We start from the raw sequence: 16229 nt of genomic DNA, 5'->3' as shown, positions 1-16229 counted from the left end.
GTTATCTTTTTATCTATGCCGGCACGCTTTACCCATGCTTTTAAAGTTTTGTTTGTACCATTGGCAGATGGCAGTGCAAAAACTTTCGCTGTAGGGCTTCCAGCGACGCCTAGTAAAGTAATGGCTGTAGTGTTTAATGGGATGGATACAGTTACATTGTCTGCCTCCTGCTTGGCTCTCACAATCTCCATCATGCAACCATCCAGCTTTATTTTATTCCATGTTAATGCTTTAATATCAACAAAAGCCAAACCAGTAAAACAACTAAATAAGGCAGCCCTTCTTACTTCTTTGCTTTCTGTAGGGGTGGCAGCAAGTATTTTGAGTTCGTCAAGTGTCAATGTATCTTTTTTCCTCGCCCGACCTTTCACCTTCTTTTCTACAAAATCCAGCACATTGGTTTTCATCAACCCTTTACGATAAGCTTGTTTAAGCATTTTTTTAAATCGCTTGTAGTAAGAGCTTGCACCTTCGCCGGTACTTCTACTTTGCAGGTAGTCAATAAAATCTTCTATCAATAGGGCTGTAATATTTCCAAACGTCAACCCCGTTTTTTTGTCAATTTTCAAAAAGTCAATAAACCTATTCAACACATTTTGGATGATACGTTTATCTTTCTTGGCATAGGTATCTACATAGGATTGCATCCAATCTACAATAACTGTTTTTTTTCCAGCTTCATTATCCATGTTGTAATTGTTACGTTCAAGATCAACCGCCCTAGCTAATCGTATAGCTTCCGCTTGCTGCAAAAGTTCCTTATTGTTTTCTCTGTCTAGTTGATTTGAAGGTTTAGCTAACTGTAAGTGCGCTAATCTTTCATAAACTCTTTTACCATCGTGGTAAATATCCAGCATTAAAGTAGTTGTACCGTTTGCATTTTTTCGCTTTTTTATAGTTACACCCATTTTACTTTGGTTTGATTTTCTTTTCTTAAAGGTATGAAATTTTTTATTCCATTGGTACACGTGTACCAGCGATGTACCAGAAATTGAGAAAAGAAGGGATATTTAAAAGAAGTGAAAAGAATGAGCCAACGCTCAAAGTCTTGCTAGTGGCTCGTTTATAGGCACAAAAAAACCAGCTAAAAAGCTGGCTTTGTACCACGTACGGGACTCGAACCCGTGATTCCTCCGTGAAAGGGAGGCGTCTTAACCTCTTGACCAACGCGGCTTATTGCTAAAGGACGGCAAAGATAATGAGTGAAGGTTTTTCAGCCAAATATTTTAGAAAATAAAGGCAAACTAAATTATTGCCTCGGCGGCTTATTCCCTGCCTAAAATATCAGGTCTTCTTTCTTCTGTTCGCTGAATGGCCTGTTCGTACCGCCACTGCTCAATTTTAGCATGGTTGCCACTTAATAAAATATCCGGTACCTTCCAGGTTCTGAATTCAACGGGCCTGGTATAAACAGGTGGTGCCAATAAATTATCCTGGAAAGAATCTGTTAAGGCAGAGGTTTCATCATTGAGCACACCCGGTAATAAACGCCCAATTGCATCCGCCAAAACAGCAGCGGCCAGCTCACCACCGCTCAGTACATAATCACCGATAGAAATTTCCCTGGTAATAAAATGATCCCTCAATCTTTGATCAACGCCTTTGTAATGACCACAAATTAACAGCAGGTTCTTTTTTAATGAAAGCTGGTTGGCAGTTTGCTGGTTAAAGGTTTCACCATCCGGGGTTAAAAAAATTATTTCATCATAGATGGTATCTTTCTGGAGGCTTTCAATAGCGTTCACCAGCGGTTCTATCATCATAACCATACCTGCACCACCGCCAAAGGCATAATCATCCACCTGCGCCCTTGCATAGGTGGTATGGTCACGCAGGTTAATGCAGTTTACTTCCAGCAAACCCTTGTCCCTGGCCCGTTTCATAATAGAATGCGCAAACGGGCTATCCAGCAAAGCCGGCACTACAGAAATAATATCAATTTTCATGTTGTAAAATTAAGTGGCCAAAAAATAACCAGGTGTATGCCAATGATAAAAATGAAGAAAAGAATTCCCAATTATTGCAGGCCAATTCGTGTAATCCGTAGAAATTAGTGTAATAAAAAATCAGAAGTCCATAAAACCATCAATTTCCCTTTTGTCTTTTTTGGTAGGTCTTCCCTGTTTGCTCATGCGTTTACCGGTATTAAAAGTAGCAGCCTGAAATTGAATCCTGTCTAATTCATCTGCAGGCGTAATATCACTGTAATAAGTAATAGCCTCGCTGTATTGAACCCTGTGATCCAATAAGCCCACTACTTTTATCACCCATCTTTTTGCTTCTGTTTTCACTTCATATTCATCACCCACATTCACAGTTTTAGATGCCTTTACATTATCACCGTTTAGCTTCACCTTGCTTTTATCGCAGGCATCTGCTGCCTGGCTCCTGGTTTTAAAAAGCCGGATGGCCCACAAATATTTATCAATGCGGATTTTTTCTTTTTCCATGATACAAAATTAAGTGCTTTGTTGGTTTCATGGAAAGAACACAACGGAAAAATAAAGTGTACAAACGGAAATTATATCTTTTTGTTCTTTGTTCGCTTCGTGTAAAAATATTTCACGCAAAGAGAATGACGGGAAAAACAAAGTGCACAAACGCAAATTGTAATTTTGTGTTCTTTGTATTCTTTGTTCGCTTTGTGTGAAACCTATTTCAAGCAAAGAACGGCAGGAAAAACAAAGTGCATAAACGGAAATTATAATTTTGTGTTCTTTGTATTCCTTGTTCGCTTTGTGTGAAATGAGTTTTATGTTTTTGTGGCTTAGTGGTTGGCTTTTACCTTAATTTAGTTTTCTAAAATTATTCAATATGGATTTTAAAAGAATTTTTCACTGCGTGCTATTCTTTATTGTGGCAGTGCAATGTGTAACTGCACAGTATAAAATAGAAACACAGTTTACCCCTGATGGCAACAGTTATTACCAAAAACAAAATGGTGGCATTGCCAAAGTGAATATTAAAACCGGGCAGTCAAATATAATCGTCTCAGCAGCGCAGCTAACACCTTCAGAAGCACCTGCATTGTTAATAGCCTCTTTTGCATTTAGCGCAGACAACAGTAAACTGATGGTGTTTACCAACACTGCAAAAGTTTGGCGCTACAATACCCGTGGTGATTACTGGGTGCTGGATATTGCCACCAATAAATTAACGCAATTAGGCAAAGACAAACCGTCGCAAACACTGATGTACGCTAAGTTTTCGCCCGATGGTAAAAAGGCCGGCTATGTAAGCGAACACAATTTATTTACAGAGGAGATTGCCACGGGAACAATTACGCAACTAACGGTGGGCGGTACACGCAAATTAATCAATGGTACATTCGACTGGGTGTATGAAGAAGAGTTTGGTTGCAGGGATGGCTGGCGTTGGAGCCCCGATGGAAAAAATATCGCTTTCTGGCAGGTGGATGCCAATAAGATAAGAGATTATTTTATGCTCAATACCACCGATTCCAATTATTCAAAAGTGATCCCGGTTGAATATCCAAAAGTAGGGGAGCCGCCATCACCGGTAAAGATTGGTGTGGTGGCTGCAACCGGCAGCAATATACAATGGATGGATATTGAAGGCGATCCTCAACAGCATTATCTTCCCAGGATGGAATGGGCCGATGCCGCTACGCTGGTAGTGCAACAACTGAACCGCAAACAACAGGAAAGTAAGCTGATGTATTGCAAAATAACAGACGGGCATACCCGCATTTTTTTTACGGAAAAGGAGAAGGCATGGATTGAAGTAAGAAGTTACTGGAACAACGATGACCCTTCCGGTTGGGATTGGATTAATAAAGGCAAAGGTTTTATCTGGGTTAGTGAGCATGATGGCTGGCGGCACATTTATTCTGTTAACCGGGATGGCAGCAAACAAACCTTACTCACCACCGGTAAATACGATATTGAATCAATAAAATGCATTGATGAAGCAGGCAATTATATTTATTTTATGGCATCACCCAACAATGCAACGCAACTCTATTTGTACAAAGTAAAAATGGATGGTAAAAGCGATGCCGTATTAGTGTCTCTCGCGGAATTAGTTGGTACACATAACTATACCATTTCACCCAATGCAAAATGGGCCAGCCATGCGTTTAGCAATTATAAAACAATGCCGGTAAAAGAATGGATATCATTGCCAAATCATAAAGCGGTAAATACAGCCACCAGCATTGCAACAACTATGGTGACCGATAATAGCAGCACGGTAAAATACATTACAGTTACAACCGAAGATAATGTTACACTGGATGCATGGATCAATTACCCTAAAAATTTTGACAGTACAAAAAAATATCCGGCAGTTTTTTATGTGTATGGCGAACCTGCTGCGGCCACCGTTGGTGACAGTTATGGTAACCACCAGAATTTTTTATACAATGGCGATATGAGTGAAGATGGTTACTTTCAAATAGCGGTGGATAACAGGGGAACACCATCATTAAAAGGTGCGGAATGGCGCAAATCTATTTATCGAAAAATAGGTACCATCAATGTACGGGATATGGCCATGGCAGCTACAAAAATCTTATCTAAAAATTATTTTGATAAGGAGCGTATTGCAGTGTGGGGCTGGAGTGGTGGCGGATCTTCAACACTAAATCTGATGTTTCAATACCCTGATATTTTTAAAACAGGTATTGCTATTGCTGCTGTGGGCAATCAATTGTTTTACGATAATATTTATCAGGAAAGATACATGGGACTGCCGCAGGAAAACAAGGAAGATTTCATCATCGGTTCACCCATTAGTTATGCAAAAAATTTAAAAGGAAACCTGTTGTACATCCACGGCACTGGTGACGACAATGTGCATTATAGTAACGCCGAGGTATTGCTGAATGAGCTGATAAAATACAATAAACAATTTCAATTTATGGCGTACCCCAATCGTACGCACAGCATCTCCGAAGGCGAGGGAACCCGTTTGCATCTCACAACTTTGTACACTGGTTATCTGCAAAAAAATTGTCCTCCTGGAGGAAGATAACAGGCATCATTTTTCAAAACAATAACGGAAGTCTTTGTTATAGCATATACCCGGTCAGATCAATACAACAGTTATTGGCCTGGCCGGTTTTAAATTGGGAGGTATATTGTACTATTGGCTATGTCGATTATTTATCAACTAAACCCATTTGTTAACCCACAGTTATTGATAAAAACGGTTTTAATTATTACAATACATTTAATAATTATTAGGTCGTGAAATCTTTTAAAAAAAATCGCAATGAAAAATTTATTTTATTATTTATTGCTGTTGGTAGCAATTGCTTGTGTTGGTGCAGGCTGTACCAGTACAACATATGTGGCACAAACGCCTGTTGACCAGCCTGTAACTTACCAGACTTTTTACGATAATTTATCGCCTTATGGAAACTGGATTGATTACCCTGGCTATGGCCATGTATGGAACCCCCGTGCTGAAATGAGCTTCAGACCTTATGCTTCAAACGGCCAATGGCGCTATAGCAATGATGGCTGGGCATGGCAATCCAATTACAATTGGGGTTGGGCACCCTTTCATTATGGCCGCTGGCTTTACGATGATAACTATGGCTGGTTGTGGGTGCCAGGCTATGATTGGTCGCCGGCCTGGGTAACCTGGGGCAGGGTAGATAATTATTATGCCTGGGCACCAATAACACCCGAAGTAAATATCGGGGTTCAATATAATAACTGGCGTCCGCATGGCGCTTACTGGAATGTGGTGCCAAGGGAACATATCGGTGACAGAAATATTACGAATGTGATAATTCAAAATAATAATACCACTATTATCAACAACAACAACACCAATATTACAAAAAACATTACCATCATTAACAATTACAATACCAGCCGCACCAATAATTATTATGCCAAAGGGCCGGATGTACATGAGGTAGAAAAATATACGAATCAACGGATTACCCCGGTATCCTTTAAAGAAGTGAACCAGTTTCATAAGCCCGCTCAGCAATCCAATGTGATGGAGATATATCGCCCGGTAGTTCAAAATCCCCATGCGCAAAATGAAGGACGAAACCTGCAGCACAATGATGCTGAACGGCCAGGTGATAATGGCAACCATTTACCGGTAAACCAGCAAAGCCAGGGAAACAATAATAATATAACGCATGATCAAAATATTCAGTCCCGGCCAAACAAACAAAAGCCGGATAATATACCTGCTGCTGTGAATGCAAATAATGCTCCCATAACGCTGCAAAAAAATAATAATATCAATAACAGCGATGTACAAAAACAGGATTTGCAACATAGGCAAAATCAGCCGGTAACACAACCGGTGCAAAATACATCACCGGTAGAGAATACACCGCAACCGCAGCGTGTAGATCAGTATCGTTTGCAGCCGCATAAGTTTAGAACAGTTGATCCGGTCCAAACGAGACCAATAAGGGAAGATAGTCAGGTGCCGTCAGTACAACCAAGCCAGCAAAGAAAAAATGTGCAGCAGTTGCCTGTACAAAGAGCACCACAGGGCAATAACAACAATCGCAACCAACGGCCAGGGGAAAGACAAAACTAAATTATAGTATCGATAAAAGCCGCCTTACCAATCGATGAGGCGGTTTTTTATTGAATCAATTTATCTGCTGAATATTTCGTGACCATTATTTTACATGCTATACATTTATGAATCCGGTATTTTGTAAATTTTTACGTCAGTTTAAATTGGGTTATCTAATAAATATTTAATTATTACAGCCTTTTAGCAGGTGTTTGGAGTGAATAATTTTGGAGACAGAAACCTATTTATGATCGTCTGAAATATACATATAACGACAAAAATATTGTTACATTTTAATTGTAAGAAGTGATGTTAATTAAAAAGCCCATCTCACAGGAGACAGGCTTTTTAATATTATAAAGCAGTGGTTAACTGACTCTTGAAATTTTACTTTCTGCTGTTACAAATTACCTTACTTTAAAAGCATAATTCCAGTTAACATTCCCAAGATCATTTTTTAAATTACCGGTACCCACCGCAAAATTAATGGAGGTCAGTTTGCCGGATAATTCAACAGGAATAATATAATTTAACTGTACAAGGTAGGTGGTGTTATTAATGCCATTCACTTGCCCTGTACCCACTTTTTTTATACTTACAAGGGTATCTGTTATCTCCGCAATGGCGGGTCTGCTAACAGTACTAAACACATCAATGGACCTTGGTGCAAACCCACGTATGGAATCTTCGGCAGCCTGTATGGGTGATTGTGGCGGATTGGTAGTAACCTTTATCCAGTTACCGCTGGAAGTATAAAAAGTGGGTATTCCAAAAAATTTAAAGTTGATATTTCTTTTCCCAATTGCATTGTCATCCCCCTTTACATAAGCAAGCACAATTACAGTATCGCCTACATTGTATACTTTAGGTTTATTGGCACTGGCAATAGTATCATAAGTAAGCTGCTTTCTAAATTTATTATAGCCTGCAGGTAATGTACCGGCCGGTAAACCAGGAATGGAGGAAGAGTCTATCACAAAAGCTGCCAGCACCCTGTTGTTTAAAGAAAATGTTGTAGCAGCAGTATTGGCAGTATTGGCTGCAACATCAATAGCGTCATTATTTTTTGTACAGCTCACAATAGCAGTTGCAACTGCTATTGTAACTAGATATTTTTTTATAATTGATTTCATTTTTTTATTTTTTTGTAATTAATTAAACAGGTAACGTACGCCAATCTGCATTTGCCAGCGGCTGTCAATACCAAGGTTATCTCTGTAGCTGGTTGTTAGTGGTACCTGGTTAGCGTTGTCAAGATAAGGGAATGTAAATGCGGGTTTACCATCTGAGTTAATACCCACATACCGGATAGGTGAAGTATTGTTAAATAATTTTGTAACGCCCCATTGTTTATTCAACAGATTTCCAACGTTAAAAATATCCACGGTTAAACGCAAAGTATGCCTGGTTTTATCTTTCGTTATAAAAAAGAAATCCTGGGTTACGTTCATGTTTAATTTTTTAAAGTAAGGAGCTAAAGCACCGTTGCGCTCTGCATAGGTTCCTCTTTTCTTACTTAAATAAACATCCTGCGCAATAAAATTATTCAACTGGTTCCATATCTGGTCTGTTGATCTTGGGTCTGTAGCGCTTGATTTAACCAACACTATTTCTGACTGGGTTTTGGGAATATAAATAAGGTCATTATTACCGCCCGATCCATCATTATTGACGTCGCCGTTGTATGTATATGAACTTGTACCATTTGCCGCTGCTTCAAATGTAAACCCTACCGAAGTAGCAAAATATTTTGCATATTCTTTTCTGTAAGTACCGTAAGCAATTACCCTGTGAGGCTGATAAAAATTTGCATAGCCCAGTTCATTTGCATTGGGATCACCTTGTATTGGCCTGTCCCGCCAGTTGCTTTGTGCAATAGAACCTCCATCATTAACTGTTTTTGCTTTGGCGTACGTGTACGCTACACTACCGGTAAAATTCTTCAACGTTTTTTGTACCTGCAGGGTTAAGAAATATCCATACCCTTTATTTGAATTTTTCATTAAAATAGCATCACTTATATTGGGATTGCTAAGCGAATTACCCGAATAAATCTGCGCACTGCTGTAACGGATTCTGTTATCAGCGCCAACAAGTGCAGTACCGGATGCAGGCAGGTTTATATTCTGAAAATAAACTGCGTTGATATCTTTGTTGTAGGTTCCTTCTGCAGTAACCATCCAGTTGTCGGGTAATCTTCTGTCTACTGCAAGACTGGCTTTAAAATTTTGCGGATATTTAAAATTTTTATCTGTTACAGCAATATTATAACTGGTAGATAACAAACCGCCTTGTGGCCTGAATGCATTTACATCAGGAGAAAATGGCTGGTTGGCAGTGGCTCCATTGCCAAAAGAAAAAGAGCCAAACTGAACACCATTGTTACCTGCCTGGTTGCTGATCCATACAAAAGGCGGAGGGCCGCTGAATATTCCAAATCCGCCCCTGACCTGTGTTACTTTATCATTGTTTACATCCCAGTTAAAACCTACCCTTGGGCTCCATAAAATATTTGTTGGAGGTTTTTGCCCCACATCTACTTTAATACCATTTCTAAAACTCAGTGTTTTTAAACTATCGTTGGTAGTAAATTTATTTTCAAAAATGGGTAAGTCTGCCCGAAGACCGTAAGTAAGCGTAAAGTTTGATTTGATACGCCATTTATCCTGTGCAAAAAATCCTAACTCAACAGCTCCGATTGTAGCGAAGGGAAAACTGCCATCTTTGGTAGATGCATAAGAAAGACGGCGCAATGTAGCAGTGGGCGATCCTGGCTGTGTGGCTGACACAAAAGGATTATTAGCAGCAGTATAAAAATCTGCCAGGTTATTAAAACGAAAGAGCCCGTTGTAATTCGGCGCAAAACCATTCTCAAATTTCTTTACAAAATCCTGCGTGCCTAAAGTAATCTCATGAGCACCTTTGTACATGGTAAAAATATCTGAGAACTGAAAAATATTTGAATTGAGTTTATTGTTGTATGTGAATGGCTCATATCCAAATGAAGTAAGCGTTTGGCCCTGGCCATTTAATATATCCACCAGTGGAAAATTTTTACCACCCAGGCTGGCTCTGAAATCTCTTAACGCAGTATACCCAACCTGTAGTTTGTTGCTTGCGCTGTTACCAAAACGGCTGTTTAATTCTGCAATAAAAATATTAAAATTATTGTTGATGGTATAACCATTTCCGCTGAAAGGCATGCCTGTGCTGCTTGGCTGCCGGCTACCCTGTGCCCCGCTGTTGCTGGCAGGTGCGTCTCTCAGCGATTTTAAGTAATTATATTTTATAGTGAAAGTATTTTGCCTGTTGATATTCCAGTCAAAACGTACTGTTGCTTTTTTACTTTCTGTTCTATAATTATAATTATCATATTGCCCCGGATCGTAGTTAAACTTGCTGATCAAAAAAGATTTTAAAGCGTCCAGATCTGTAGTATTGGCCTGTGATATACTCACGTTATCTCCTACTTCTCCTGGCTTTGCAGCCCTGAATGTTGCAGAACCGGGCAGGCTGATTTTTTCCTGCTCATAACTTCCAAAAAAGAACACTTTATCTTTTATTACCGGGCCACCAACTGAAGCCCCAAACTGGTTATAATCAATAGGAGTTTTTACTGCTTGTGCGGCATTAACTTTATATCCCTGTGTATTTTCAGAACGGGAAAAATTATAAACAGAACCTTTAAATTTGTTGGTACCACTGCGTGTTACACTATTAATGCCTGCACCTGTAAAGCTACCCTGGCGTACATCATAGGGAGAAATACTTACCTGTATTTGCTCAACAGCATCTATGCTGATAGGCTGTGAATTTGTTTGTCCCCCCAGACTGCCGGCCAATCCAAAAGCATTATTAAAATTTGCACCATCTACGGTAAGGTTGTTGTAAGAACCGCTGACACCACCAAAACTTTGTCCGTTTGCTGAAGGGGTAAGTTTTGTAAAATCACTGAAAGATCTGCTGATTGTTGGCAGCCTTTCAATCTGGCTGCGGCTGATGGTTTCCTGGCTGCCGGTTCGGTTACTATTAAAAACCTTGCCTTGGGTGGCGCCGGTTATTACCACTTCTGTAAGGGTTGATGTGCTTTGCTGTAATTTAAAATCTGCCTTAAATTCCTGCCCTAATAACAGAGATATATTGTCCTGTTTTTCTTCTTTGTACCCTACCGAACTAACTGAAATAGTGTAAGGACCGCCAATGCGCAGGTTGGGTAAGTTAAACCTGCCATCTTTACGGCTGGTAGTACTGTATTTTGTGCCGCTTGGCTCATGAACTGCAACAATGGTTGCATTACTTACTGCAACGGTACCATCTGTTACAATACCCTGAATTTCGGAGGTGGTTTCCTGTGCAAATGTTAAAAATCCAAGCAATAAAAAGATTGCAGTAAGGACACTAAATTTTTTTGTCATTTGTTGATAGATTTTTGTTAGAAAAAATATTAATATTCATATGACAAGCGGCGCAAAAATAATATAATTCTAACAATATTTTTAACCTCGTTATTACGATATAGTACTTAAAAGTCAGCATCGTTTTTTCATTGAATAATATTCTGTGATGTGCCAATTTTGTTAAATTTATTTCATCAATTATGCGCATTAAGTAAACGAATAATCAATAAGGAAAATATTATTAAATTGTTACGAATTTTTCGTACCTGTTTTTAAGGAAATAACTGCTGAATTTGTTATGTTTTACATAAAAAAATTTTTCTGGATACAGATGATCAGGCAGGTTAAAATAAGCATTCAACAGTTAAGCTACCCGCAAGACTTTACTAATTTTAAATGATTGAGGCCAATAAAAAAACGCCCGGAATTACCGGGCGTTTTACCTGTAACACCTCAATCTTTAAAAGCTATATCTTAAGCCAAGTTGCATGCCCCAGGTACTAAGATTGGATATATTTTTTTGAAATGGAGTTGTTACCAATCTGCCATTGAATTCTGCCAGGTTATACACCGGAGCTTTGCTGGCATTGATAAATTTGTAGGAGAGCGGATTATTGATAGTATACAAATCTTTTGCACCCGCATTTTTATCAAGCAGGTTAGGAAGATTAATGATATCCACGCTAAACTGGAGGTTATGCTTTGTTTGACCAGCGGTTATAAAGAAGTCTTGCAGAAAACGCATATCCAGCCGGTTGTACCAAGGTGTTAACGCTGAATTTCTTTCGGCATATTGGCCAACATGATTTTTTAAATAAGGGGTATTACTCACCAACTGATCGTATGCCGCCTGCTGTGTTGCAATGGAATATTTAATTGAACCATCTGTGTTTTTAACATCCGCAAAATTTATGTCAGAACCTTTGGCATAAATAAACATCAGGTCAGATGCGTTGTTGCCATCACCATTCAGGTCACCACCAATTATATAACTAAATCTTGACTGGGCATTCCCTTCATAAAATAAAGAAATGGTACTTGCCAGGTGATGGGCATATTCGAACCGGTATGACAATGAACCAACAATACGGTGTGGTACAGAGTAAGCAGAATTATACAATTCTTCACTGTTGGGCGTGCCCCTGTTAATAATAGACTGCCAGGCCGAAGTGGCCTGTGATCCGGGGTTTGGACTAACTTCTGTGGCCACTGTGTAGGTATAGGCTACAGAACCATAAAATCCTTTTGTAAATGCTTTTGATAATTGAAAGGTATTTGAAAATGAGTATCCTTTATTAGTGTTTTCAAGAATAATAGCCGTTCCTCCGCGGCCAGTTCCAGCCAGGTTTGGATATACAAATTTATCTGCTGCAATTGTAGTTGAAGGATAGTAAGCCCTGTTATCTAGGCCGGATAAATTATTACCCGGATCTTTTAAATTGGCATTGCGCATTTTTACCGCATTCAAATCTTTTGTGTACATCACATCCCAGGTAAAAATAAAGCCATTTCCAAATTGCTTGTCAATGCCAAAATTGGTTCTGAACACCTGTGGAAATTTAAAATTCCGGTCAATTAATACAAAACTCCCGGGGGCTTTTGTTGTTGCAGTTGGCGGAAATTTATCTATATAAGCATCCGGGTTTGGGTTGAAGGTTATACCCGTTAAAGCCGCTGCGGTATTCAGCACTGCACCGTTCTGATAAACTCCGCTGCTACTAGGCATGTTGGTTAAAAATACAAAGGGTATTTTACCTGTAAAAATACCTGTTCCGCCACGAATAACCAGGCTATTTTCATCAGGCACTTTCCACCTGAAGCCAATACGAGGCGAAAGCAATATGGTAGATTTTGGCCATTTCCCCGTATTGAAATTAGTTAGATTACCATTTTTGTCGGGCAATTGTAAAGCAGTGATGGCGGGGTTTTCAATCGGTTGCTTCAAATAAGTAGGCACATCAGCTCTTATACCGAATGTTAATTTAAAATTTGAACTGGGGTTATATTCATCCTGTACATACACACCCAATTGGCCAATTTTTAAATCGGCAGAAAATACTTTGGGCTGTCCCGGAACGAGTGAATAGGTGTAAGAGAAAAATGCAGGACGGTTATCGGTTATAAAATCATTGAGGCTGTTATACATGTAATAGCTTTCTGACCCACCCATAAATGAATTGCCTACTTTTTGATATTCGTAAGTTGCACCTGCTGTTAAAGTATGCTTTCCTGCAAACAACGTAAAGTTGTCTGTGATTGTAGCCACGTTATTGATCACTTCATTGTTTCTTGTAAAAGGATCAGTACCGGCACTCATGTAATTCCTGTTTTTTGTGATGCCAGGTATTAAACCGGTGGTATCAAATATTTCAATGGTAGGAAAAACTCCACCAGGGCTATTTCTCACGTCGTTAATATGTGTATACGCAAATAACAATTGGTTAGAAATGCGGCTATTAAAATTACTGTTCAGTTCCAGTGTGGCAGATTTTACGATGTGATCTGTTGCATAATCAGAATTGGAAAAAGCAATTGACTGGTTGCTGTTTCTATTGTTAGGTAATCTTGTTTGAGAAGCTGCTGAACCAATAAAAAAACCTCCTGCACCACTGTTGGGTACACTACTGCCATTCAATCCAGATTGGTCGCTTCCTTTAAAATCACTGTACTTCAAAACAAGCTTGTGTATGTTATTGATGTTCCAGTTAATCTTGGCAAGAAACTTTCGGTTTTTGGTAACAAAATTCGGTCTGTTATCATAAACACCTGCATCATAATTGTATTTGGATTTCAAGGCATCTTTGAATTTATCTAAAGAATCCTTCGGAGCAGCGGAGGGCTGGCCAGATGCAGCAGAACCCTGCGGAACAAAAGTATTTGGATTGGGCTGAGAAGCGTTTTCCCATTCGGCATTTAAAAAGAAAAATAATTTATTTTTAATGATTGCCCCTCCAAGGCTTGCGCCATACACTTTATTTTTTTGCGGTATTGGGGTCAATACTGTGCTTCCAATATTTTTTCCATTAAAGCTTTGATCGCGGTAAAATCCGTAGGCCGTGCCATGTAAAGTGTTAGTTCCGCTTTTAGTTGTAATGTTTAAACCTGCTCCGGTAAAACCAGATTGTCTTACATCATACGGTGCAATGTTTACAGAAATCTGGTCAAGTGCATCTAGTGAAACAGGGCTTGCACCGCCACCAGGCTGAGGGTCTGTACTCAGCCCGAAATTATTATTCAAATTTGCTCCGTCAATCTGCAGGTTATTAAATCTTCCGTCTCTTCCTGCAAAACTATTGCCGCTGCTTGCCTGTGGGGTTAACCTGGTAAAGTCTGTAATACTTCTTGAAATAGAGGGCAAAGTGGTAATTTGTTTGCTGTTAAAAATTGTACTTGCCCCTGTTTTGGCACGGTTGGCACGGTTGGCAGATGTAATAGTTACCTCTTTTAAAACAAAAGTAGCAGGCGTTAATGCTACATCTACAGTATAAGGTTCTCCCAGGTTTAAAGTAATATTTTCAATTATTTGTTTGTTGTAACCAACAGATTCTATTGTTAACTGATAAGGGCCGCCAATTACGGTATTAGGGATGGTAAAATTTCCATCTTTTTTACTGATAGTAATATATTTAGTTCCCGTGGGTTGGTGAATGGCTGTAATAGTGGCTCCTGCCAAAGCTGCGCCATTTTCAGCTTTTACATAACCGACAAAGCTGCTGGTAGTAACCTGTGCACTCACTGTAAATGAACCTGCACAACAGAGTAAAAGGAGGAAAAGAATTTTTTTAATATGCATATCTTTTTTTTAGGTAGGAAAAGAAACTAAAGCTTGGATACAAATGTTTATTGGGGTTGTCAAATCGTAAAGGCATTGATATATTGTTGAACGCTGCTTTACCACAAACTATTTCTTATTCCGCAACACCAACCTAATCAGCAAAGGATAAACCTTGTTAACTTTGCAAAAAATAAAATATAACTGATGTTAGATAGTATTGAAAGTGCCATTGAAGATATAAAATTTGGTAAACTGGTAATAGTGGTTGATGATGAAGACAGGGAAAATGAAGGCGATTTTATAACCGCTGCACAAAATGTTACGCCGGCTATCATCAATTTTATGAGCAGGTACGGAAGGGGTCTTATTTGTGTTCCGTTGTCGGAGGAACGTTGTGATGCCTTAAATCTGCAGGCGATGGTAAGCGATAATACTTCCCTGCATGCAACCCCTTTTACAGTAAGTGTGGATCTTTTGGGTAACGGATGTACTACGGGTATATCGGCTCACGACAGGGCTAAAACTGTACAGGCACTGGTGGATCCATCTACAAAACCTCAGGATCTTGGCCGCCCCGGGCATATTTTTCCATTAAGGGCAAGAAAGGGTGGAGTATTAAGAAGATCCGGCCATACCGAAGCTACCATTGACCTGGCAAGACTCGCCGGCTTTGAGGCAGCAGGGGTGTTGGTGGAAATTATGAATGAAGACGGCTCCATGGCCCGGTTACCGCAATTAAAAAAAATAGCCAAAAAATTTGATCTTAAAGTGGTATCCATAAAAGATCTGATTGCCTACCGGCTTAGTAAAGAAACATTGATTCAGGAAGAAGAAAGGGTACAGATGCCAACCAAATACGGCATTTTTGAACTGATTGCTTTTAAACAATTAAACACCGGCGAAATACACCTGGCTATAAAAAAAGGTGACTGGGAAAAAGATGAACCGGTAATGGTGAGGGTACATAGTAGCTGTATGACGGGGGATATATTGGGCTCTCTTCGCTGCGATTGTGGTGATCAGTTGCACAAAGCTTTAAAAATGATAGAAGCAGCCGGCAAAGGGCTTGTACTGTACATGAACCAGGAGGGTAGGGGCATTGGCTTAATCAATAAATTGAAAGCTTATAAGCTACAGGAACAGGGCCTTGATACCGTTGAGGCTAACCTGCAACTGGGTTTTGGTATGGACGAAAGAGATTATGGAGTGGGTGCACAAATACTGCGGCATTTGGGCATTAGCAAAATGAAACTGATGAGCAACAACCCACGTAAACGTGCCGGCTTATTGGGTTACGGACTGGAAGTGGTGGAAACCATTGCTATTGAAATTAAAGCCAATAAGCACAATGAAAAATACCTTACTACCAAAAGAGATAAAATGGGGCATGATATTATGAGTAAACAATAATACCATTTAAAATTTAATATCACTACCATGGCATCCTGCAGCTATCAGATTTTGATGCATGATTTATTTAACAGGATTATTTAAAAAGAGAAAAGACATCAAATCAATTCTATAAATCCTTCAATCAA

9 protein-coding genes and 1 tRNA gene are annotated in these 16229 nt (G+C 39.4%); 3 read left to right on the top strand and 7 right to left on the bottom strand.

Going from position 1 to position 16229, the window contains the following annotated elements; genetic code table 11:
- The 4 genes from H7254_RS11905 to H7254_RS11890 form a co-directional block, all read right to left on the bottom strand.
- Positions 1-908: site-specific integrase (locus tag H7254_RS11905; RefSeq protein ID WP_301933172.1), on the bottom strand; the 908-nt coding region annotated here is incomplete at its 3' end.
- A gap of 193 nt (positions 909-1101) precedes the next feature.
- Positions 1102-1173 (bottom strand) — tRNA-Glu (locus H7254_RS11900).
- Positions 1174-1265: 92 nt separating this feature from the next.
- Positions 1266-1946: a tRNA (guanosine(37)-N1)-methyltransferase TrmD gene (gene trmD / locus H7254_RS11895; RefSeq protein ID WP_301933171.1), complete on the bottom strand. Its 681-nt coding sequence runs from the start codon at positions 1944-1946 to the stop codon at positions 1266-1268.
- Positions 1947-2066: 120 nt separating this feature from the next.
- Entirely contained in the window at positions 2067-2450 is a 384-nt protein-coding gene (locus tag H7254_RS11890) for an RNA-binding S4 domain-containing protein (protein ID WP_301933170.1), read from the bottom strand.
- A 364-nt stretch (positions 2451-2814) separates the two neighbouring features.
- Between H7254_RS11890 and H7254_RS11885 the strand changes: the two genes are divergently transcribed.
- Together H7254_RS11885 and H7254_RS11880 are read left to right on the top strand one after the other, a co-directional pair.
- Positions 2815-4995, top strand: coding sequence for a DPP IV N-terminal domain-containing protein (locus H7254_RS11885; protein WP_301933169.1), 2181 nt, complete (start codon positions 2815-2817; stop codon positions 4993-4995).
- A 240-nt stretch (positions 4996-5235) separates the two neighbouring features.
- Positions 5236-6537, top strand: coding sequence for a DUF6600 domain-containing protein (locus H7254_RS11880; protein ID WP_301933168.1), 1302 nt, complete (start codon positions 5236-5238; stop codon positions 6535-6537).
- Positions 6538-6926: 389 nt separating this feature from the next.
- On the opposite strand, the gene H7254_RS11875 is transcribed toward H7254_RS11880, so the two are convergent.
- The 3 genes from H7254_RS11875 to H7254_RS11865 all read right to left on the bottom strand — a co-directional run bounded on the left by H7254_RS11875 (position 6927) and on the right by H7254_RS11865 (position 14709).
- Positions 6927-7652 carry a hypothetical protein gene (locus tag H7254_RS11875; RefSeq protein WP_301933167.1) on the bottom strand — a complete coding sequence of 242 codons (726 nt, stop codon included), beginning with the start codon at positions 7650-7652 and terminating at the stop codon, positions 6927-6929.
- Positions 7653-7670: 18 nt separating this feature from the next.
- Positions 7671-10934: a TonB-dependent receptor gene (locus tag H7254_RS11870; RefSeq protein ID WP_301933166.1), complete on the bottom strand. Its 3264-nt coding sequence runs from the start codon at positions 10932-10934 to the stop codon at positions 7671-7673.
- Positions 10935-11376: 442 nt separating this feature from the next.
- The gene (locus tag H7254_RS11865; protein WP_301933165.1) at positions 11377-14709 is read right to left on the bottom strand and encodes a TonB-dependent receptor; all 3333 of its coding nucleotides are present in this window, start codon (positions 14707-14709) and stop codon (positions 11377-11379) included.
- Positions 14710-14895: 186 nt separating this feature from the next.
- On the opposite strand from H7254_RS11865, the gene H7254_RS11860 reads away from it, so the two are divergent.
- Positions 14896-16101, top strand: coding sequence for a bifunctional 3,4-dihydroxy-2-butanone-4-phosphate synthase/GTP cyclohydrolase II (locus H7254_RS11860; RefSeq protein WP_301933164.1), 1206 nt, complete (start codon positions 14896-14898; stop codon positions 16099-16101).
- The last annotated feature ends 128 nt before the right edge of the window (positions 16102-16229 follow it).

The sequence above is a fragment of the Ferruginibacter sp. genome, from assembly GCF_014377975.1.
In the GTDB taxonomy this organism is placed as follows: Bacteria; Bacteroidota; Bacteroidia; order Chitinophagales; family Chitinophagaceae; genus Ferruginibacter.
This window is presented reverse-complemented; position numbering and strand designations above follow the sequence as displayed.

Excerpts from the sequence above, each read along its gene's own strand:
- trmD (WP_301933171.1), bottom strand. The coding sequence starts at position 1,946 with ATGAAAATTGATATTATTTCTGTAGTGCCGGCTTTGCTGGATAGCCCG.
- H7254_RS11890 (WP_301933170.1), bottom strand. The coding sequence starts at position 2,450 with ATGGAAAAAGAAAAAATCCGCATTGATAAATATTTGTGGGCCATCCGG.
- H7254_RS11885 (WP_301933169.1), top strand. The coding sequence starts at position 2,815 with ATGGATTTTAAAAGAATTTTTCACTGCGTGCTATTCTTTATTGTGGCA.
- H7254_RS11880 (WP_301933168.1), top strand. The coding sequence starts at position 5,236 with ATGAAAAATTTATTTTATTATTTATTGCTGTTGGTAGCAATTGCTTGT.
- H7254_RS11875 (WP_301933167.1), bottom strand. The coding sequence starts at position 7,652 with ATGAAATCAATTATAAAAAAATATCTAGTTACAATAGCAGTTGCAACT.
- H7254_RS11870 (WP_301933166.1), bottom strand. The coding sequence starts at position 10,934 with ATGACAAAAAAATTTAGTGTCCTTACTGCAATCTTTTTATTGCTTGGA.
- H7254_RS11865 (WP_301933165.1), bottom strand. The coding sequence starts at position 14,709 with ATGCATATTAAAAAAATTCTTTTCCTCCTTTTACTCTGTTGTGCAGGT.
- H7254_RS11860 (WP_301933164.1), top strand. The coding sequence starts at position 14,896 with ATGTTAGATAGTATTGAAAGTGCCATTGAAGATATAAAATTTGGTAAA.